This window comes from Microbacterium sp. G2-16M (genome assembly GCF_055809115.1).
Genome location: NZ_CM147897.1, coordinates 21,494 through 40,606, shown reverse-complemented (window position 1 = coordinate 40,606; position 19,113 = coordinate 21,494). Strand labels below are relative to the sequence as shown.

The 19,113-nt window shown below is 69.6% G+C and carries 23 protein-coding genes and 1 tRNA gene; 6 read left to right on the top strand and 18 right to left on the bottom strand.

The features are described 5' to 3' along the window. Positions 1–22: 22 nt before the first annotated feature. The 3 genes from AC0L6F_RS00205 to AC0L6F_RS00195 form a co-directional block, all read right to left on the bottom strand. A complete protein-coding gene (locus tag AC0L6F_RS00205) occupies positions 23–691 on the bottom strand; it encodes a DUF1254 domain-containing protein (protein ID WP_473538759.1) in 669 nt (222 codons plus the stop codon). Between the two features lies 1 nt (position 692). Further along, positions 693–1,313, bottom strand: a complete 621-nt coding sequence (locus AC0L6F_RS00200; RefSeq protein ID WP_274635845.1) for a DUF1214 domain-containing protein — start codon at positions 1,311–1,313, stop codon at positions 693–695. Positions 1,314–1,389: 76 nt separating this feature from the next. Next, positions 1,390–1,998 (bottom strand): dihydrofolate reductase family protein, encoded by a 609-nt coding sequence (locus tag AC0L6F_RS00195; protein ID WP_473538758.1) that lies wholly within the window; start codon positions 1,996–1,998, stop codon positions 1,390–1,392. Positions 1,999–2,188: 190 nt separating this feature from the next. On the opposite strand from AC0L6F_RS00195, the gene AC0L6F_RS00190 reads away from it, so the two are divergent. Then, positions 2,189–3,208 (top strand): sigma-70 family RNA polymerase sigma factor, encoded by a 1,020-nt coding sequence (locus AC0L6F_RS00190; protein WP_473538757.1) that lies wholly within the window; start codon positions 2,189–2,191, stop codon positions 3,206–3,208. 27 nt (positions 3,209–3,235) lie between these two features. Here the strand turns inward: AC0L6F_RS00190 and AC0L6F_RS00185 are convergent, their stop codons facing one another. From AC0L6F_RS00185 to AC0L6F_RS00175, 3 genes are all read right to left on the bottom strand, one after another. Further along, on the bottom strand, positions 3,236–4,039 hold the full coding sequence (locus AC0L6F_RS00185; RefSeq protein ID WP_473538755.1) for a pseudouridine synthase: 804 nt from the start codon (positions 4,037–4,039) through the stop codon (positions 3,236–3,238). Positions 4,040–4,231: 192 nt separating this feature from the next. Further along, on the bottom strand, positions 4,232–4,600 hold the full coding sequence (locus AC0L6F_RS00180; protein ID WP_473538753.1) for a nuclear transport factor 2 family protein: 369 nt from the start codon (positions 4,598–4,600) through the stop codon (positions 4,232–4,234). 29 nt (positions 4,601–4,629) lie between these two features. After that, positions 4,630–5,208 (bottom strand): dihydrofolate reductase family protein, encoded by a 579-nt coding sequence (locus AC0L6F_RS00175; RefSeq protein ID WP_473538751.1) that lies wholly within the window; start codon positions 5,206–5,208, stop codon positions 4,630–4,632. A 159-nt stretch (positions 5,209–5,367) separates the two neighbouring features. Here AC0L6F_RS00175 and AC0L6F_RS00170 point away from each other — a divergent pair, with 159 nt between their 5' ends. After that, positions 5,368–5,739 (top strand): VOC family protein, encoded by a 372-nt coding sequence (locus tag AC0L6F_RS00170; RefSeq protein ID WP_473538749.1) that lies wholly within the window; start codon positions 5,368–5,370, stop codon positions 5,737–5,739. A 192-nt stretch (positions 5,740–5,931) separates the two neighbouring features. After that, positions 5,932–6,318, top strand: coding sequence for a VOC family protein (locus AC0L6F_RS00165; RefSeq protein WP_473538747.1), 387 nt, complete (start codon positions 5,932–5,934; stop codon positions 6,316–6,318). Between the two features lie 180 nt (positions 6,319–6,498). On the opposite strand, the gene AC0L6F_RS00160 is transcribed toward AC0L6F_RS00165, so the two are convergent. From AC0L6F_RS00160 to AC0L6F_RS00145, 4 genes are all read right to left on the bottom strand, one after another. Continuing rightward, the gene (locus AC0L6F_RS00160; RefSeq protein WP_473538745.1) at positions 6,499–7,209 is read right to left on the bottom strand and encodes a hypothetical protein; all 711 of its coding nucleotides are present in this window, start codon (positions 7,207–7,209) and stop codon (positions 6,499–6,501) included. Between the two features lie 19 nt (positions 7,210–7,228). After that, positions 7,229–8,164, bottom strand: coding sequence for a hypothetical protein (locus AC0L6F_RS00155; RefSeq protein ID WP_473538743.1), 936 nt, complete (start codon positions 8,162–8,164; stop codon positions 7,229–7,231). Between the two features lie 141 nt (positions 8,165–8,305). After that, positions 8,306–8,908, bottom strand: coding sequence for a hypothetical protein (locus tag AC0L6F_RS00150; RefSeq protein WP_473538741.1), 603 nt, complete (start codon positions 8,906–8,908; stop codon positions 8,306–8,308). Positions 8,909–9,404: 496 nt separating this feature from the next. Further along, a tRNA-Pro gene (locus AC0L6F_RS00145) sits at positions 9,405–9,478 on the bottom strand. Between the two features lie 101 nt (positions 9,479–9,579). Here AC0L6F_RS00145 and AC0L6F_RS00140 point away from each other — a divergent pair. Next, positions 9,580–10,167 carry a GNAT family N-acetyltransferase gene (locus AC0L6F_RS00140; protein WP_473538739.1) on the top strand — a complete coding sequence of 196 codons (588 nt, stop codon included), beginning with the start codon at positions 9,580–9,582 and terminating at the stop codon, positions 10,165–10,167. Between the two features lie 24 nt (positions 10,168–10,191). Here the strand turns inward: AC0L6F_RS00140 and AC0L6F_RS00135 are convergent, their stop codons facing one another. Then, entirely contained in the window at positions 10,192–11,358 is a 1,167-nt protein-coding gene (locus tag AC0L6F_RS00135; protein ID WP_473538737.1) for a low temperature requirement protein A, read from the bottom strand. A 40-nt stretch (positions 11,359–11,398) separates the two neighbouring features. Here AC0L6F_RS00135 and AC0L6F_RS00130 point away from each other — a divergent pair, with 40 nt between their 5' ends. Continuing rightward, a complete protein-coding gene (locus tag AC0L6F_RS00130) occupies positions 11,399–12,106 on the top strand; it encodes a lysoplasmalogenase family protein (RefSeq protein WP_473538735.1) in 708 nt (235 codons plus the stop codon). Continuing rightward, complete coding sequence (locus AC0L6F_RS00125) at positions 12,103–12,459, top strand: RNA-binding S4 domain-containing protein (protein ID WP_473538733.1); 357 nt, start codon at positions 12,103–12,105, stop codon at positions 12,457–12,459. Before AC0L6F_RS00130 ends, AC0L6F_RS00125 begins: the two co-directional genes overlap by 4 nt. 49 nt (positions 12,460–12,508) lie before the next feature. Here AC0L6F_RS00125 and AC0L6F_RS00120 read toward each other — a convergent pair whose 3' ends face one another. From AC0L6F_RS00120 to AC0L6F_RS00090, 7 genes are all read right to left on the bottom strand, one after another. After that, positions 12,509–13,411: an NUDIX hydrolase gene (locus tag AC0L6F_RS00120; protein WP_274635860.1), complete on the bottom strand. Its 903-nt coding sequence runs from the start codon at positions 13,409–13,411 to the stop codon at positions 12,509–12,511. Positions 13,412–13,552: 141 nt separating this feature from the next. Then, a complete protein-coding gene (gene der, locus AC0L6F_RS00115) occupies positions 13,553–15,076 on the bottom strand; it encodes a ribosome biogenesis GTPase Der (protein WP_274638450.1) in 1,524 nt (507 codons plus the stop codon). After that, positions 15,066–15,749 carry a (d)CMP kinase gene (gene cmk, locus AC0L6F_RS00110; RefSeq protein ID WP_473538730.1) on the bottom strand — a complete coding sequence of 228 codons (684 nt, stop codon included), beginning with the start codon at positions 15,747–15,749 and terminating at the stop codon, positions 15,066–15,068. The genes der and cmk overlap by 11 nt, the downstream gene beginning before the upstream one ends. After that, complete coding sequence (locus AC0L6F_RS00105) at positions 15,742–16,863, bottom strand: prephenate dehydrogenase (RefSeq protein WP_274635862.1); 1,122 nt, start codon at positions 16,861–16,863, stop codon at positions 15,742–15,744. Before AC0L6F_RS00105 ends, cmk begins: the two co-directional genes overlap by 8 nt. Further along, positions 16,860–17,639 (bottom strand): pseudouridine synthase, encoded by a 780-nt coding sequence (locus AC0L6F_RS00100; protein WP_473538728.1) that lies wholly within the window; start codon positions 17,637–17,639, stop codon positions 16,860–16,862. The genes AC0L6F_RS00105 and AC0L6F_RS00100 overlap by 4 nt, the downstream gene beginning before the upstream one ends. Further along, entirely contained in the window at positions 17,636–18,229 is a 594-nt protein-coding gene (gene scpB / locus AC0L6F_RS00095; protein WP_274635864.1) for an SMC-Scp complex subunit ScpB, read from the bottom strand. Before scpB ends, AC0L6F_RS00100 begins: the two co-directional genes overlap by 4 nt. Continuing rightward, positions 18,219–19,052, bottom strand: a complete 834-nt coding sequence (locus AC0L6F_RS00090) for a segregation and condensation protein A (protein WP_473539918.1) — start codon at positions 19,050–19,052, stop codon at positions 18,219–18,221. Before AC0L6F_RS00090 ends, scpB begins: the two co-directional genes overlap by 11 nt. Positions 19,053–19,113: the final 61 nt, after the last annotated feature.

The window sequence follows — 19,113 nt, the reverse complement described above, 5'->3', positions numbered from 1 at the left end:
CGACTCCCCCTGGCGGCTCCCGCTATCCGGCGGCGCGACCGTCGAGCGGCGTCACCCGCAGCTGTGTCGCCAGTGCGTGCGCGGCAGGGACGTCCGCGTCGTCGGCGACGAATACGCGCCCGATCACGAGCATCGCGTGACCCGGCGCCGAGATGCGGGTCATGTCGGCGGGGACGATTCCGGTCCAGCCCGGACCGGTGATCAGGTAGTCCCCCGCACGGCTGCCGGTCGTCCGGGTTCCCACGTAGGCGAAGTTCGCGCTCGTCGACGGCTCGGTGAACTGCACGCTGTAGTAGCGATCCGCCATGGCGGGGGTGTGCAGCACCTGCGGGCCGCGTGTCACATCGAGCCAGCCGGCGACGTAGAGCACGTCGTCGGTGCCGGTCGCGAGCAGGCTGCCGCCGGCGGCCGATGCGGACGAGGTGCGCGGCGCCGCGTACAGCGTGTTGACCGGGATGGGACCGTCGCCCATTCCGCGCTTCAGGATGGCCCGTTTGAAGCCGCCGATGGTGATCCGCGGCCAGAAGACGATGAAAACGACGGTCCCCGCCACCCAGACGACGGCGGCCGCGACGGCGAGCGGGACGATGTCGTGCCATCCGCCGGCGAGCCGGCGGTACACCACCCACGCGAAGATCACGAGGATGACCATCACCACCGGGACCGCGTACTTGAGGATCAGGCGGTTCATCTCACACCGCCGTCGCGAGTTCGGCCGCGCGGACCACCGGGGGCACCCGGTAGCTGCCGTCGAGGATCCCGGACCCCGGCAGATAGACCCGGAGCATGAGCGAGAACCGTCCCGACGGCACGGCCAGCCAGTTCTGCGGCGCACCGGGCGGCGGATCGTGGCGGAGCACGATGTCGACCGCGCCGTCCGCCCCCTGCGCGAGCTCCACACGATCGTCGATGCCGGCCGGCCCGGCGGCATCCGCCACCATGTATCCGACGGTGTCGGTCACGGTCAGCGACCAGAAGGCGCGGTGGGGCGGCAGCTGCCCCGGCGGGAAGTGCAGCAGGTAGCTCTGCGCTCCGGTGAGCGGCCGGCCCGCGGCATCCCGTGTCGTCTTCCAGTACGCGGCCTCTTCGAACACGTTGACGGCCGGCAGCGCCTTCGCGCAGGCCGCCCGCGCAAGCACGCCGTTGTCGAGCCGGCCGCAGCGGCGGATGCTGCTCCATCCGTTGTCCGTGGTGGTCAGCCGCCTGGCCACGAGGTTCAGGGTGAGGATCGCCGTCAGGAACGCGAGCGTGGCGCCGATGATGATCCCCTGCACCACACCGGACTGCGCGATCCACGCGAGGATCCCTGCCATGTCTGAACCGTAACACCGGGTGGTCGCCGCGTCGCCGCCGGTCGATGCGCGCTGGTCCGGACGGCCGAGCGCGGCGCTATCTCGCGGTGCCGCGTGCCGGGTCGGCGCCGGCAGCCGGGAGCACTTCGTAGGTGAGGTGCACGAGTCCCTGGCCGACGCCTCGCGAGGCCAGAAGGCGCAGCGGCATCTTGCCGTGGGCTCCGCCGAACAGGCGCTCGCCCGAGCCGAGGACCACGGGGAACACGACCAGCCGCACCTCGTCGACCAGACCGTGCTCCATCAGCGTCTGCACGAGCCGACGGCTGGCGTAGACGACGATCTCGCCCGGCACCTGCGTCTTGAGTCGGGTCACCTCCTCGACCACGTCGCCCGGCAGCACCGTCGAGTTGCGCCACACCGGCTCGGTGATGGTCGACGAGACGACGTACTTGGGCAGGCCGTTGAGCCGCTCCGGCCATTCGCCGCTCGCGTCGTTCCACCGCTCCCCGAAATACGCGTCCGACGTGCGGCCGAGCAGCAGCGCCGACGCCGCCTGCGCCTCGGCGAACTCCACGCCCGCCCAGGCGCCGCGGTCGGCCCCCATGTACTCCTCGAACCAGCCGCCGTGGGCGAAGCCGCGCTCGCCGGTCGGGTCCTCGACGACGCCGTCGAGCGTGACGTTCTCACTGATCACCAGTGTGGCCATGTCATTCCTCCATCGTGTTGTGTCGTGCTTCCCGGATATGGACACCGCAGCATCCGGAAACCGGGCACGGTTCGGCCGCCCAGTTTCCGTCGGCGCCGGTGTCCATACAGCGCGGCGACGCTCTGCCCCTCATAGCTGACCGGGCGTGCCGGAGCAGAGAGGACAGCGGACGATCATGGGAGATGCGATCATGACGACTGTGGTGGAAGAGCTGATCGTGCAGGCACGCGCGGGCGACGACGATGCGTTCCGCGAGATGGTGGCGCCGCACGTGCGTGAGCTGCAGGTGCACTGCTACCGGATGCTCGGCTCACTGCAGGACGCCGAGGATGCGCTGCAGGAGACGCTGCTGGCCGCGTGGAAGGGGCTGGGCGGATTCGACGGACGCGCCTCGCTGCGCACCTGGCTGTACCGAATCGCCACCAACCGCTGCCTCAACGTCCTGCGGTCGACGAACCGCCGGCGCGCCAAGGAGTGGGACATCCCGGGCGTCCGACCGCCGACGCCGACCCGGCATGGCGAGGCGGTCTGGCTCGAACCGTACCCCGACGGCCTCCTCGACCGCGGCGGTGCGCCGGGGCCGCTGGGTCCCGAGGCCCGCTATGAGCAGAGCGAGTCGATCTCGCTCGCGTTCGTGACGGGGCTCCAGTCCCTCCCGCCGCGTCAGCTCGCCGTGCTGATCCTGCGCGATGTGCTCGGTTTCCGGGCGAAGGATGTCGCGGGGATGCTGGATTCCACGGTCGAGTCCGTCACCAGTGCGCTGAAGCGGGCGCGCGCGACGCTGGCTCGGCGCGCCAGGAACGACGGGGACCGACGTCCTCCGCACCCAGGCTCGGCGGAGGAGAGGTCGCTGGTCTCCCGGTTCGTCGCAGCGTACGAGTCCGGCGACCTCGATGCGCTGGTGGCGCTTCTGACGGACGACGTGTTCATGTCGATGCCGCCGATGACGCTAGAGTACGAGGGGCGGGATCTCGTGGCGGAGTTCTGCGCGCTCCTGTTCGGCTCGGGCCGCAGGTTCGAGCTCGTCCCGACCCGCGCCAACGGCGGACAGCCCGCGTTCGGCCTGTACGTCCGCACTCCCGAGGGCACCGGCCGGGGTACCGGACTCATCGTGCTCAGCCTGGCCGGCGAGCGGATCTCCAGGATGGTCCGGTTCGAGGCCGGCCTGCTCCCCCGGTTCGACCTGCCGGCGTCGTTGCCGGCCAGGTAGCCGAGGCGCCGCCCGTGCTGGCCGAGGTCAGGACTCGGCCATCTCGCTGCGCAGCGGCAGGCTCCGGGTGCTGCGGAACCGGCGCGGACGTCCGTCCACCGGATCGACGAAGCTCAGCTCGTCGGCCAGCAGCTGCAGCGGCGTGCGGAAATCGTGCACCGCGATATCCTGCACGGTCGGGTAGAGCGGGTCGCCGAAGATCGGGATGCCGAGGCCCAGCATGTGCACCCGCAGCTGATGGGTTCGCCCGGTGTGCGGTGTCAGCCGGTACACGGCGCCGTCGGCGAGGATGCTCTCCCGCTCGACCAGAGACTCGGCGTTGGGTGCGGCATCCGGCACCACCTCGGCCTGCATCCGGCCGCGGTGCTTGACCAGGTGGTTGCGCACGGTGACCGGCAGGGCCAGGTCTGGCCGGTGGGCCGCCATGGCCCGGTAGACCTTGCCGACCTCCCGTCGCTCGAACAGCGACTGATACGGCCCGCGCCAGCGCTTCTCGGTCGCCAGCAGCACGAGGCCCGAGGTCACCCGGTCGAGCCGATGCAGCGAAGAGAGCTCGGGCAGTCCCAGCTCGTCGCGCATCCGCACCACCACGCTCTGCCGCACGTGCTGGCCGCGCGGGATCGTCGACAGGAACGGCGGCTTGTCGACCACCACGATCCGCTCGTCGCGGTAGACGATCCGGATGCGACCCGGGACGACCGCTTCGTCGGGAAGATCCCGATGGAACCAGACGAACGTGTTCGACCGGTAGGGGTCGTCGCCTCTGACGGGGCTGCCGCTCTCGTACACGAACCGCAGTTCCGCCAGGAGGGCGCTGACGTCCACGCGCACCGAACCGCTCGCACAGCCACCCGCCCATCGTGGTCGGCTGCGGCATCCTGCCCGGATCTCGGTCCCGATCCGGAGTGCGCGCCCACGCGGCATCCAGCCCCAGTCGCTGCGGCAGCGGGGAACGGGGAGGCATGATCCGAGCGTACGCGGCGCGGCGACGACCCTCGGCGGGATGTCGGAAGCTGCCAGGTGCTACGGCTGGGCCGGCACGGGCGTCTGCTGGTAGAGGGCGAGGCGCCAGCTGCCCTCACGCCGGGTGTACACGCTCGACATGAGCGCGATGAACGCGGGTTCATCCTCATCGCGGTAGGCACGACCGGTGTAGATGAGGATCGCGTGGTCGTCGCCGAACGCGATGAGACGCTCATCGGCGATCTCGTAGGCGCGCCACGGGGGCGCGTCGTTGAGTGAGGCGATGACCGCCTCGCGATCGAAGATCTGGCCGTGGGCGAGGACCATGACGGCGTCGCTGGTCATGATCTGGCCGTAGAAGTCCGCGCCGGTGCTGGTGCAGAGGGATTCCCATCCCCGATGTTCGAGGTCGAGCAGCTCGTCGAGCACTATATGTCTCCTTCGATCGCCACGACCTTCTATGCGGTCTGAGTCGCTGCCTGCGCGGGTCGGTATCGCACGGCGACCGCGCCCGACCTGAACTCGCGCCGATCCACGAGCTCGAGCTGGATGCGCTCGCGCAGACCGGCGAGCAGCGTCGGTCCGTGCCCGGCGAGGACCGGCTGCACCACGAACTCGTACTCGTCGATCAGTCCCAGATCCGCCAGCGCCGAGGGGAGCGTCACGCCGCCCACCCACAGTCCCTCACCGGGCTGCTGCTTGAGCCGCTGAACCGCCTCGCCCAGGTCCCCCTGCACCAGCTCGGCGTTCCAGTCGACCGCGCCCAGCGTGCTCGAGACGACGTACTTCTTCGTCCGGTCGATCGACTCGGCGAACGGGATCTCCCACTCGTCCATCCACTCCGGCCAGGTGCCGGTGGCCGGCCGCCGCCACGCCGACTCCATCATCTCGTAGGTCACCCGGCCGAACAGCAGGGCATCGGCTCGTTCCATCTCCGCGGCCCAGTAGCGCATCGACTCCTCGTCCGGGGGAAGCCCCGCCTCGTGATGGCAGCAGCCGTCGAGCGTGACGTTGATCGAGTATCGAAGTGGTCTCATCTGGCCGGTCTCCCTTGATCCGCGCAATGCGTTTCACCGGAAGGTATCCAGATTCGGCGAGCTGTTCAAGAGACGATCAGCGGGCGAGGGGGCAAGCGGCGGGTGGGATGTCGGCGGGGCCGAGCAGACTGGACCGGTCCCAACCACAGAGAGGTCCTCATGCCCTTCGCTTCCATTCGCATCATCACCGACGACGTCGATCGACTGGTGAGCTTCTACGAGCTCGTCACCGGCACGGCGGCGATCCGGCCGGCGCCGGTGTTCGCACAGTTCTCCGGCCCGGGTGCCAATCTCGCGATCGCCGCGCCCGCGACGGTCGCTATGCTGGGCGACGCGGCGAGTCCGGCATCCAATCGATCGATCCTGATCGAGTTCGAAGTGACCGACGTCGACGCCGAGTTCGCGCGTCTCCGCGACCAGCTCGATGACGTCGTGCTCGAGCCCGCCACGATGCCGTGGGGCAACCGATCCACACTCTTCCGGGATCCTGACGGCAACCTCGTCAATCTGTTCACCCCACCCGCGGGCTGAGGCGTCCGCGGTGTACAGCCACCGCACGCCGCGGAGACGCCCGTCGGGGAACGAGGAGGAACGTGGGGGCGGCCGCTCTTGCCGACCCACCGGCCCATCTCAGGGCGTAGGATGCGGCAAGACCGATGAGGTGACCCGTCCGGCATCCGAGTCGACGGCGCTCGTGGTCCTGGGGAAGAACGGCGGATTGACATGGGGCTGTCCAACGCGAAGGTCGAGCCGGCGATTCCGGTGTCCGACATGACGAAGGCGCGCGAGTTCTACGAGGGGAAGCTCGGGTTGTCGGGCGGCCGGCCGATCGGCGACGGCGGCATCACCTACCCGGTCGGGTCTGGGCGTGAGCTGCACATCTACCCGTCTCCGGCCAATGCCGGGGCATCGGGGGGCACGATCGCCGCGTGGGAGGTCGAGGACCTTGCGAAGACCGTGGACGAACTCACCGCCGCCGGTGTCGTCTTCGAGCACTACGACGGCGAACGGCTCAAGACCGATGCTCGCGGCATCGCGACGATGGGCGAGGACCACATGGCGTGGTTCAAGGATCCGGACGGCAATTTCTTCGGCATCGCAGAGCTCTGAGACTCCGCGCGAATCCAAGACTCTTTGGCAGTGAGAGTAGTGAGGCTCAGCGCGGCGACGGCGCGATCGTAGCGCGCCGATTCACACGACAACACAAATGGGACTGCTGCAGGAACCCGCGTTCTCGGCACACATCTCGGCTGCCAGCGTGCCGGCCGCTCCCCTGCGACAGTTCGGCGGTTAGTCCGTCGGGCGTTTGTTGTCGCGCAGGAATTCCTCTTCATACCCGTCGGCCTGTGCCTCCATCCGGGCGACTATGTATGCCTCGTACTCCGCATGCGCTTCATCGGCTCGCTCAAGGTCATCCCACATCTGCTGTCGCAGAGTCGAGTGGGCGTCGCCACGGAGATACGCACCTAGAAGTTCCACGCCCTCAGCCGAAAGCTGTCCCACCATGTAGTGAAGATTGGTTTCCAGCGGAGAGCTGAAGTCCGCATAGCCTCCGTCTGAGTAGTTTGGCGCGCGGTCGAGGTACCCAACCAGCCGCTGCACTTGATCGCGAATCAGCTCGTCGGTCAATAGGCGCGCCCTCACGTCCATGTCCAGGCTGCGCGCCTTAGTCCAGAGCTTGTTCCACGAGGGCAGCCAAGTGTGTCCGTCGATGTAGTTGCCCAGCTCCAGCTCACTGACCTGGATGTCGCGATGCAGCGCTGTGAACTCCGCGAACAAGAGCTTGGCATCTGCGATCGACTGGTCTCGCAGAGCGTCATGTCGTTGACGGACGCTTGCCTCGCTCTCTCGGGCGATCTGCTGGGCTGCAGATTGGCGCTGACCCCAGAGTGTAAACAGACCACCGATGAGCGCACCAAGCAGCGCGGCGCCAGTGGTTCGCACCCAGTCCCATACGACCGGATCGCGCGTCCAAACCCACAGCCAGTCCCAGTAAGCCACGCCATCATCCTCGCAGAGCTCACCCAACGTTGATGAAGACCCGGACTGTGTGGCCGTTGTGCTGCTCTGCGTACACCGGATAGACCCCGTCGCCCCAGGCAGTGGGGAATGAGACACCCGCACCAGCGTGCCCCATTCTGAACGCTAACTGTCCTCCCCCGCGCAGCGACGCGTGGCTCGCTCCGTCGTATGAGTACGACATCAGAACCTCTCGTTCCTTCACCATCGCGGACGACTCAGCGGGACCGTGCATGTTGAAGGGTTCGTCGAGCCACTCACTGTCGATGTAACTCGGGTCTGTGATCATCAACTGCCCGCTGTCTACCCCAACCTCTCCGAGATACACGAGTTCAACGTCGACCTCCTTCTGCTTAGGAGACAGCATCGCCTCCATCTCGGGCGCCAATTGGGGAAGCTCCGACGCCGGATGCTCACGCTCGTACTCCTCGTCCGCGGCGTCCTCCATCGAGAGCATCAGGCGGAACCCGCGCGCACGAACCATGTCGGTCTCCAGCTCGCCCTTCTGACGCTGGAGCTGCGCGATCTCGGCTTGGTGCGTTTGGGAATCCGCCGCCAAGCGAGCGATCTCTCCTTCGCGAATCTGGATACGCTCGGCGAGCACCTTCTCCATGACCTCCGGAGAACGCTTCTCGAGATCTTCAGCCTTCTCTTTCCAGAGATCGCGACTCTTCTCTACATTGACAATGGTCGCGTCTTTGACTGCGCTGGCTGCCTTCAGATTCTCGACATAGAGCTTCCAGATGACCGCACCGCCCACCAACGCCCCGGCGTTCAAGAGAACCTGAAGTACCGGCACCCAGTCGTTGACCCACTCCGGCATAGCAACCCTGCCCTTCAATATCGAATCTGTGACTATCCTGGCTAACGCATCGACATCTGTGGACAACGCGTGCCCGGCGCTACTGTCCAGTCTTCGAGCGCCGCCGACACGCATAGAGCTGCAGGATCGAGATGACGACGCGCATGCCGCCGCGGCGCCGGACTACTCTCGGCCCGTTAAGAAGGACGCTGCCTGGCGTCAATACGCGTACGCGAATCCGGAGACGCGCCCCTCCCTGAAAAGAAGGGCCGTCCGTCACTGGCCCCCCGAGCGCGTTGGTTCGGCCGAAGCATCGCGCACAGGACTGAACGAGCCGTCCCATTGTGGTTCGAACGGATGGGTGAGATACGGCGAGGCCTCCTGCGACGAACCGATCAAGCACCAGAGCGCACCACGGAGCCTCCACGTCGTTCGGATGAGGTCGAAGACCAAGTCGACCATTTCGTCGGCGGACACCGGTTCGGGGTCTGGCAGCGGCTCGCCGACCTCGCGCTTGGGGCGCCATAGCTTGGATCGCTCCCAACGTTGCTCTGATACGAGACTGAGTCGGAGTGCGTCGTGTACAAAGCGATTGCGTCGTTCGTAAAGCCCGGCCGCCTGGTGGATCGCATCCATCGCGAGCGACCGCGTCCGGTCGCTGAATCGCGCGCATCGCGCAGCGTGCTCAGCACATTCGGCGATGAGCACTTGGAACTGTTGGGGTGTGTGAAGGGCCTCTTCCAGATCTGAGCCGCCGCTCAGCCTCACATGGAGGTAACGCGCGACCGCCTCCATGCTCAACGCCGCTTCAAGAATCCGTCCGCGCAGGTAGGTCATCTGGTCGGCCATCGGCAGCGCGCGCACCACGTCAAGATCCATGTCGTCATGATGACAGACGGTGCGCAGGAGTCGCATCGTGATCTTGCGTCTCGTGACGCTGGAACCCAACGACGTGCGTGTACGTATTTCGAAGCTATGACGCGCGAAGCGTTGATACCCAGCGGCTCAGATGTGATTGCGTGAGCACGGCGCCGGGCGACGGTGTCCCGGATATGGGCGCGGATGAGCAGGACCACGGTGATCGGTCCATTGAGGGTCAGCTTGACTGAGTTCCACGCGCACATCAGCACCACGAGGTTGAGCCATCTGGGTCCGCCGGCCTCAATGGTCGTCACGCACCAGTAGACGGCGAGAAGGTACGGGATCGCGAGGATCATCGCTGGGTGACCCCAGCGCAGGGCTATCCGTGCAGCAGTCCCCTTGGTCCACTTCCGCGACGGCCGGAGTGAGCAGACCGAGCGAGGGGACCAGCCAGTGACCACGTCCAGATCCGACGAAGCCCTGGTAAAAGTTTCCTCTTACCTGGGCTCTTCCGTCGGGATGACAGGATTTGAACCTGCGACCCCCTGACCCCCAGTCAGGTGCGCTACCAAGCTGCGCCACATCCCGATGCCCGCCGAAGCGGACAACTCCCTCATCCTACCCGCTCGCGATCACGGCGGCGAACCGCCCCGTTGATGATGTCGGATGCGTCAACTAGCGTCGCGTGCATGTCCACGATCACGATTGAACCCGCGACGCAGAGCCGGTTCGAAGACGCCGAGCACGCGCTCAGCGGTGGCGGCGACGGTGCCAGCTGCCAGTGCCAGTGGTGGCTCATGCGCGGCAAAGACTGGGATGTCACCACCCGCCCGCAACGCGAGCAGATGCTGCACGACGAACTGGCGAGCGCCCCGACCCCTGCCCTCATCGCGTACGTCGACGGCGAGGCCGCCGGCTGGGTGCGTGTGGGACCCCGTGTGCGCCAGCCCCGCCTGGCGCACACCCGCGCCTTCGCCGCCACCCCCCACGCCTGGGACGACCCGGATGTCTGGGCCGTCACCTGCTTCGTCGTGCGCAAGGAGTACCGCGGGCAGGGGCTGAACGCGAAGCTGCTCGACGCCGCCATCGCCCACGCCCGCGCGAACGGCGCCCGTGTGCTCGAGGCGTATCCGACCGACACGACCGTCGGCAAGACGCCGGTCAACGACCTCTACATCGGCATCCTGTCGGTGTTCCTGGCCGCCGGGTTCCGCGAAGTCGCACGCCCGAAGCCGCACCGGACCATCGTCGAGCTCGACCTCGCCCAGCCCGCCTGACGGGCGGCATCGGCTCGAGCGGAGTCAGTCCGGATGACGTGCCCGGTCCACCTCGAGCACGACCACGACCAGCGCCAGCAGCACGACCGTGACAGCGACGGCCGTTGCCGGGATCAGCGCGCTCGCCACGATCGCGAGCGCGGCGATCACCATCACCGCCGACGCGGCGGTCGAGATCAGCGGGCGGAGCATGACGACCCACACCGCCAGCAGGAACACGCCGACCGGCAGCGTCAGCGCCAGCACCGCCGCCTGCGGCGCGAGCTCACCCTGGCCGGCGGCGACGTCCACGCACGCCCCGATCCCCGCCGAGACGGCACCCGCCGCCGCGAAGATCACGTAGTGCGTGTATCCGAACCCGAAGCCCGTGCCGGCGCGGGCGAGCCGCGCCCCCTGCTCGCGCACGAAGTACACCCACCACATGCCGGCAGTGATGGCCAGTCCGGCCGCGGCCAGGCCCACCAGCTCCCCCACGTGCGCGCTCCCGCGCGCGGCGAACACCCCGGTGGCCGAGGCCAGCAGACTCTCTCCGAGCAGGATCAGGGTGAAGCATCCATACCGCTCCGCGACGTGATGCGGATGCCACGCGGTGCGCCGTCCGCGTCGCTCGGCGACCACCGGCACCGCGATCTCGAGCGCGACGAGCACGAAGAACGAGACGAACTGCGCGGTCGTACCCGGAACGGCCAGCCGGGCGACCCACAGCACCTGCACGATCACCACGCCCACCGCGTAGGTCAGGGCGGTGCGCCGCACCGCGGCATCCGACGCCGCCGCCCGCAGCCACTGCGCCACCATCGCGAGCCGCATGATGACGTACCCCCAGGTGACCAACGTGAAGTCGAACGCGGTCATGGCATCGTGCACGCCGGCGGCCAGCACCAGCACGCCGCCCATCTGCACGATGGTCAGGACGCGATACGCCCAGTCGTCGGTGTCGAACGCGGACGCGAACCAGGTGAAGTTCATCCACGCCCACCACACCGCGAAGAACACCATCAGGTAGGCGAGCACACCCTGCCCCACGCTGCCCTCGCGCAGCAGTTCGTGCAGATTCTCGGATGCCTGGGACACCGCGATCACGAACACCAGGTCGAACAGCAGCTCGAGCGAGGACGCCACGCGATGCGATTCGCCGCTGTCGCGCGACGACATCCGGAGCAGGCCGAGCGAGCCGCGGGCAGGTGTCACAGTGCGAGCATACGATGTGTTCACGACCCGAAGGAGGGCCATGTCCGTCGAGGTGAATGCCGACCGGCGCCGGCCGGGCACCCGTGTCGCCCGCTGGGCCTTCCTCCCGTACATCGTCGTCGCGGCGGTCCACGTGGTCGCGCTCGCGCTGGACGGCGACGCCATCGCCGCGCCCACCAAGCTGCTGCTCATGCCGCTGCTGGCATTCGCCGTCCTCGCGGGGGCGGCCGGGGTGCGCGCGAGCGCACCGGTCGTCCTTCTGCTGACGGCCATCGGGTTCTCCTGGCTCGGCGACGGTGTGGGCGCGTTCCTGCCGTTCCTGCCCACGCTGCCGATGATGCTGCTGTTCTTCGCCCTCGCGCACCTCGCCTACATCGTGCTGTTCGCCCGCCACCTGCGGCGGCGCCGCTTCGGCTGGTGGGTCGTCGTGTTCGTCGCGTGGTGGGTCGGGATGCTGGTGCTGCTGGCCGGACAGACCGGAGCGCTGCTCCCGGCCGTCGCGATCTACGGGATACTGCTCGGGGCGACGGCCGCGTTCGCGCTGCGCTGCCCGCCGACGGTGGCGATCGGCGCCCTGCTGTTCCTGGCCAGCGACACGCTCCTGGCCTTCCGGCTGTTCCTGCCGGACGCGATGCCGGGCTGGACGAGTCCGGTGGTCATGCTCACCTACACGGCCGGGCAAGGGCTCATCGCCGCCGGCGCCCTGGCGGCCCTGCGCCGTGAGCCGCGTGCGAGGATCGCAGGGTGAGCGATTCTGCACGAGTGGATGCCTGGCTCTGGGCGGTGCGCGTGTACAAGACCCGGTCGGCGGCCACGACGGCATGCCGAGCGGGGCATGTGCGGGTGAACGGAGAGAAGGCGAAGGCCGCGCAGCCGGTGCGGCCCGGTGACGAGCTGCGCGTGCGCGTCGCCGGCTTCGACCGGATCCTGGTCGTGCGCCAGCCGATCGCCAAGCGCGTGGGCGCGGCGCTGGCCGCCACCGCGGTGGACGATCGCACCCCGGCCCGCGATCCGATGCCGGTGGTGGCCCAGCGCGACCGCGGCGCCGGGCGGCCGACCAAGCGCGAGCGCCGCGAGATCGATCGCTTCCGCGGGCACTGAACCGGGGCCCTGAGCGAGCGCAGCGAGACGAAGGGCGCTCAGGGAGCTGTCACGCGGGCAGCAGAGCGCGCAGCCACTTCGGGCCGTGCACCTCGGCACCCAGCGCCGTGCATCGGTCGCGCAGCTCACGGTCGCTCGTGACGACGGTGACCGTGGCACCGGCATCCACCCGGCGCTGCGCCTCCGCGACGATCGCGTCGTCGCCGGATGCCTCGGCCCGCACCACGCGCACGTCCGCATGGTCGGCCGCGGCCTTGGCCTGTCCTTCGATCACGACCGACACCTCCGGGAACCAGCGATGCTCGGCCAGGCCCAGCGCGTCGGCGTCCACCCCGCCGCGCACGAGGCCGGCGACGTCCGCGATCAGCCGGCCGGCGGCCCCGGCACGATCGCGCCACCAGCCGTCGGGCACCGAGCCGACGACGTTCGCGGCATCCACCACGATCGCCGGATGCACGTCGAGCAGGCCGCGCAGGCGCGCCCACGAATCCGCGAAGCCCGGATGCAGCGGGCGCCCCGTGACCTCGGCGACCGGCACCCACTCCAGGGCCCGGCTCTCCGGATCGCTGATGACCGGCTCGAATGGGGCGATGACATCGCCGATCAGGGTCGTGTAGGTCCAGACATCCAGATCGAGCACGCTTTCGACCCGAGCGCGCACCGCGCCGTCGGGCACCCCGGCCTCTTCCTGCGCCTCGCGCACGGCGCCGTCCTGCGCCGATTCACCCTGGTGTCGCGCACCGCCGGGCAGCGCCCAGGTGTCGCCGTGGTGACTCCACTCCACCCGGTGCTGCAACAGCACGCCCCGCGCGGGATCGTAGGCCAGCAGCCCGGCGGCGCCGTAGCGCCCCCAGTACCGCTCCCCCGAGTCCGCGATCACCCAGGCATCCCCCGGATCCCGCGGTCCGCGCGGGCGACGGAATTCGCCCGGTCGCGGATACTGGATCGTCACCCTCCCAGACTGTCACAGTGGGCGGATGCCGGGGCCGACCACGTCACAGAGGGAAGCCGCCTCCGGCCCTTCGTCTCGCTGCGCTCGCTCAGGGACCGGAGCGCATCGACGAGACGAAGGGCCCTCGGGGACCTATCGCCGTCAGCGCTGGCGACGCTCGCGCACCCGCATGTTGACCACGATCGGCGAGCCCTCGAAGCCGTACAGCTCGCGCAGCCGCCGCTGGATGAACCGGCGGTATCCGGGGTCGAGGAATCCGGTCGTGAACAGCACGAACGTCGGCGGGCGCGTGCCGGCCTGCGTGCCGAACAGGATGCGCGGCTGCTTGCCGCCGCGCAGCGGGTGCGGGTGCTCGGCCACCAGCTCGGCCAGGAACGCGTTGAACTTGCCGGTGGGGATGCGGGTGTCCCAGCTGTCCAGCGCGGTCTCCAGCGCCGGCACCAGCTTGTCGAGGTGCCGGCCGGTCCGCGCGGAGATGTTCACCCGCGGCGCCCACGAGACGTGGGCCAGGTCCTGCTCGATCTCGCGCTCGAGGTAGCGGCGGCGCTCCTGGTCCTCGAATTCGGGGGTGTTCAGCACGTCCCACTTGTTGAACGCGAGCACGAGGGCGCGGCCCGACTCGAGCACCATGTCGATGATCCGCACGTCCTGCTCGCTGATCGACTGCGACACGTCCAGCACGACCACCGCGACCTCGGCCTTCTCGAGCGCGGCCGAGGTGCGCAGCGAGGCGTAGAAGTCCGCGCCCTGCTGCAGGTGCACGCGACGGCGGATGCCGGCGGTGTCGACGAACCGCCACAGTCGCCCGCCGAGGTCCACGATCTCGTCCACCGGGTCGCGGGTGGTGCCGGCCAGCTCGTTGACCACGACCCGCTCTTCGCCGGCGGCCTTGTTCAGCAGCGACGACTTGCCGACGTTCGGGCGCCCCAGGATGGCGACCCGGCGCGGGCCGCCGATCTCCTGCTTGGCGACGGCCGAGACATCCGGCAGCACCTTCATGACGGCATCCAGCAGGTCCGCGACGCCGCGTCCGTGGATGGCGGACACGGCCAGCGGCTCACCGAGGCCGAGGCCCCACAGGGCGGCGGCCTCGGGCTCCTGCCGCGCGTCGTCGATCTTGTTGGCGACCAGGAACACCGGCTTGCCGGCCCGGCGCAGCATCCGCACGACGTGCTCGTCGGTCGAGGTGGCGCCCACCTTCGCGTCCACGACGAACAGCACGACGTCGCACAGGTCGATGGCGATCTCGGCCTGCGCCGCGACCGAGCGGTCGATGCCGCGCGCGTCGGGCTCCCACCCGCCGGTGTCGACGATGGTGAAGCGCCGGTCGAGCCACTCCGCCTTGTACGTCACCCGGTCGCGGGTGACGCCCGGGGTGTCCTCGACGACGGCCTCGCGGCGCCCGAGGATGCGGTTGACCAGGGCGGACTTGCCGACGTTCGGCCGTCCCACGATCGCGACGACCGGAAGGGCAGGCAGGTACTCGACCCCGTCCTCGCCGAGTCCGACGCCGGCCAGCAGCGCAGCATCCTCGTCCTCGAGCTCGTAGTCTCCGAGCGAGGTGCGCAGGGCCTCGGCCCGCTGATCGGCGAGTTCCTCGTCGATGTCGGCGAGCCGCTCGGCCAGATGGTCCGGACCGGGTTCGTATTCGTCTTCAGTGCCCATCACGGGCCTCCAGCTTCTGATGCACGACGCCGAGGACGGCGTCGACGGTCTGCGCGAGATCCAGGTCGGTCGAATCGACCACCTCGACGCCCGGCGCGGCGGACAGGAAGTCCACCACCTGGGCGTCGGATGCGTCGCGCTTGTGCAGGGCCGCCGCGACGGCCGCGGCGTCCTGATCGGTCAGTTCGGCGCTGCGCCGCGCGGCGCGCACCTCGGGCGCGGCGGTCAGCAGGATCCGCACCGGGGCGTCCGGGGCGACCACCGTGGTGATGTCGCGCCCCTCGATGATGACGCCCGGGCGGTCGGATGCCGCCGCCAGCGCCCGGAACAGCTCGCCTGCCTGCACGCGCACCGCGGGCACGCGGGCCACGCCGCTGACCGCTGCCGAGACCCGCGGCTCGCGGATCGCGTCGGTCACGTCGACCTGGCCCACCCGCACCCAGTACTCGTCGGGATCCAGCGAGATCGCGTACGGGAAGTCGGATGCCGCGGCCAGCACGGCATCGGCGTCGGCGGTGTCGGCACCCCGGTCGAGCACGTGCCAGGCCAGGGCCCGGTAGGCCGCGCCGGTGTCGAGGTAGCCGTAGCCGAGCGCGCGGGCGGTCTGCTTGGACACGCTCGATTTGCCGGAACCGGCCGGTCCGTCGATGGCGATGATGGTCACGTCAGTCATTCGGGGTGCTCGCCATCCGCCAGCCGCGCGAGACCAGGCCGTCGACCGCACGGCGCACGGCGCCCGGGTCGATGCTGATCTCGGCCAGGCCGAACTGGGCGCCGGGCGAGTGCTCCAGGCGCAGGTCTTCGACGTTCACATCCAGCTCGCCGAGCTCGCCGAACAGCCGGCCCAGCTGGCCCGGGGTGTCGTCGACCATGACGACCACCTGCGCGAACCGGCGGTTCTGCCCGTGCTTGCCCGGCAGGCGCTCGACGCCTTCGTTGCCACGGCGGATGGCATCGGCGACCGTGCGGCGTGCGCCGGGTGCGTCGGGCTGGCGCAGCGCGTCGGCGACCCCGGTCAGGTCGGATGCCAGCTGGTCGAGCACGTCCACCACCGGTGCCGCGTTGGATCCGAGGATCTGCACCCACAGCTCGGGGGCGGATGCCGCGATCCGCGTGGTGTCGCGCACCCCCTGGCCGGCGAGTCGCAGCGAGCCCTCGGGTGCGGTCACGAAGCGGCCGGCGAGGAGGCTCGCGACCAGCTGGGGCACGTGCGAGACGAGGGCCACCGAGCGGTCGTGCTCGGCCGGGTCCATCTCCAGCGGCATCGCGCCGAGGTCCAGTGCCAGCCCCTCGATGACCGCGAGGTCGGCGGGGCTGGTCTCGTCGTCGCGGCAGACCACCCAGGGGCGACCGATGAAGATGTCGGCGCGCGCTGAGACGGCGCCGCCGCGCTCGCGCCCGGCCAGCGGGTGCGAGCCGATGTAGTGCGTGAGGTCGATGCCCCGGTCCTGCAGCGCGCGCAGCGGCTCGAGCTTGACGCTGGCGACATCCGTCACCACTGCGTCCGGGTAGGCGGCCAGCTCATGCGCGATCACGTCGGCCGTGACATCCGGCGGCACCGCCACCACGACCAGTCGCGGGGCGTCGTCGTCGCGGGGCGCACGGCCGGCGCCGTAGTCGATCGCCAGCCGCAGCTGCGCCGGCGAGGTGTCGAACAGGGCGACGTCCACACCCAGTGCGGTCAGGGCGTGGCCGATGCTGGCGCCGAGCAGGCCTGTGCCCACGACCCGGACCGTCCCCGAGGTGCGCGCGGCCGCGCGTGCGGGCACGGTCGTGTTCTGGCTCACGGGGTCTCCTGATCGGCTCCCGGCGGTGTCGTCTCCCCCGGCGCGCGGCGCGACAGAGTCAGCAGCGCGCCACGCTCCACTGTAGTCAACTCACGGGCCTCCCCCGCCGGGAGACTTCCCAGGTGGAGCGGCCCGAATCGACGCCGGACGAGCTCGTCGACGGGATGCCCCACCTCGGCCATCATCCGGCGCACGATGCGGTTGCGCCCCGAGTGCAGGGTCAGCTCGACCAGGCTCGTGTCCTGCGAGGTGTCCAGCAGTCGCGCGCGGTCGGCGGCGATCGGTCCGTCCTCCAGTTCGACGCCGCGCGTGAGCCGCCCGATCGTCTGCGGCGAGACGCGTCCGGAGACCTTCGCGATGTACACCTTCGTCACCCCGAACGAGGGATGGGCCAGGACGTGCGCGAGCTCGCCGTCGTTCGTGAGCACGAGCAGGCCGCTGGTCTCGGCATCCAATCGCCCGACGTTGAACAGCCGCTCCGGCCAGGCATCGGTGAACCCGCGCAGGTCGCGGCGGCCGCGGTCGTCACGCATCGAGCTGACCACGCCGGTGGGCTTGTTCAGCATCACGTAGCGCTTGGTCGCGTCCAGCTGCACGGCCACGCCGTCCACGTCGACCAGGTCGGTCTCGGGGAAGATCCGCGAGCCGAGTTGGTCGACCACGGCGCCGTTGACCCGCACCCGTCCGGCCACGATCATGTCCTCGGCGACCCGCCGCGATGCGACCCCCGCGGCGGCCAGCACCTTCTGCAGCCGCACGCCCTCGGCATCCGTCATCGTCCGATCCCTTCGTCCACGACGCTGCCGACGGTGTCGACGTCATCCAGCAGCGGCGAGATGTGCGGCAGCTCGTCGATCGAGTTGATGCCGAGGTTCACCAGCAGCGCGTCGGTGGTGCCGTAGAGGATCGCGCCGGTCTCGGCGTCGTTGCCGACCTCGGTGACCAGGCCCCGCGCCAGCAGCGTCCGCACCACCGAGTCGACGTTCACCGCACGGATCGCGGCGACCTGCCCGCGCGAGACGGGCTGCTTGTAGGCGATCACCGCGAGGGTCTCCAGCGCCGCCTGCGACAGGCGCGACGGCGCCTGGGTGTTGACGAACTCGGCGACCAGGTCGTCGTAGTCCTCGCGCACGTAGAGCCGCCAGCCGCCGCCGACCTCGCGCAGCTCGAACCCGCGACGCGGCCCGCCGGTCTCGCCGTCGTAGTCGGCGACGAGTCCTTCGATCGCCTGCCGCACGGCCGGCACCGGCGCACCGACGGCGGTGGCCAGCGCCACCAGGCTCTGCGGCTCCTCGACGATCATCAGGATCGCCTCGAGTTGGCGGGCGACGTTCGGCCCGGCGGTCGCGGTCGGCTCATCGGTCATAGTCGGCTCCCAGGGACGCGAGATTCTCTTCGGACCAGCGCTCGGCGGTCCACCGCAGGGTCAGCTCGCCGAGCGGCTCGAGCTGCTCGAACGAGATGGCGGAATGACGGTACAGCTCCAGGACGGACAGGAACCGTGCCACCACGATGCCGGTCTGGGTGACGCCCGAGACGAGCTCGCGGAACGACAGCGTTCCGGAGGAGCGCAGCAGCGTCACCACCACGGCGGCCTGCTCGCGGATGCTCACCAGCGGCGCATGCAGGTGGTCCAGCCCGACGACGGGGATCTCCTTGGGCGCGAAGGCCAGCATTGCGATCGCGGCGAAGTCGTCGGCCGACAGCGTCCAGACCAGCTCCGGGGCGGCGCGCCGGTACTTCTCGTCCAGCCGCACGGCCCGCGCCTGCCGGTGGTCCTCACGCTGCAGGCAGCGGGCGAACCACACCGAGACCTCTTTGAACGCCCGGTACTGCAGCAGGCGGGCGAACAGCAGGTCGCGCGCCTCGAGCAGCGCGACCGACTCGGCGTCGACCAGCTCGCCCTGCGGCAGCAGGCCGGCGACCTTCATGTCGAGCAGGGTCGCGGCCACGACCAGGAACTCGGATGCCTCGTCCAGCTGGTCGTCGGACTGCAGCTCGCGCAGGTAGGCGATGAATTCGCCCGTGACGCGCGAGAGCGAGACTTCGGTGATGTCCAGCTCGTGCTTGCCCAGAAGCGTCAGGAGCAGGTCGAACGGTCCGTCGAACACTCCCAGCGAGACGCGGAATCCGGCATCCTGGGCCTCGCCCTCCGGCTCTCCGTCAGGTCCCTGAGCGAGGGAGCGCAGCGACCGAGACGAAGGGCCGTCCGCCCCGTCAGGTCCCTGAGCGAGGGAGCGCAGCGACCGA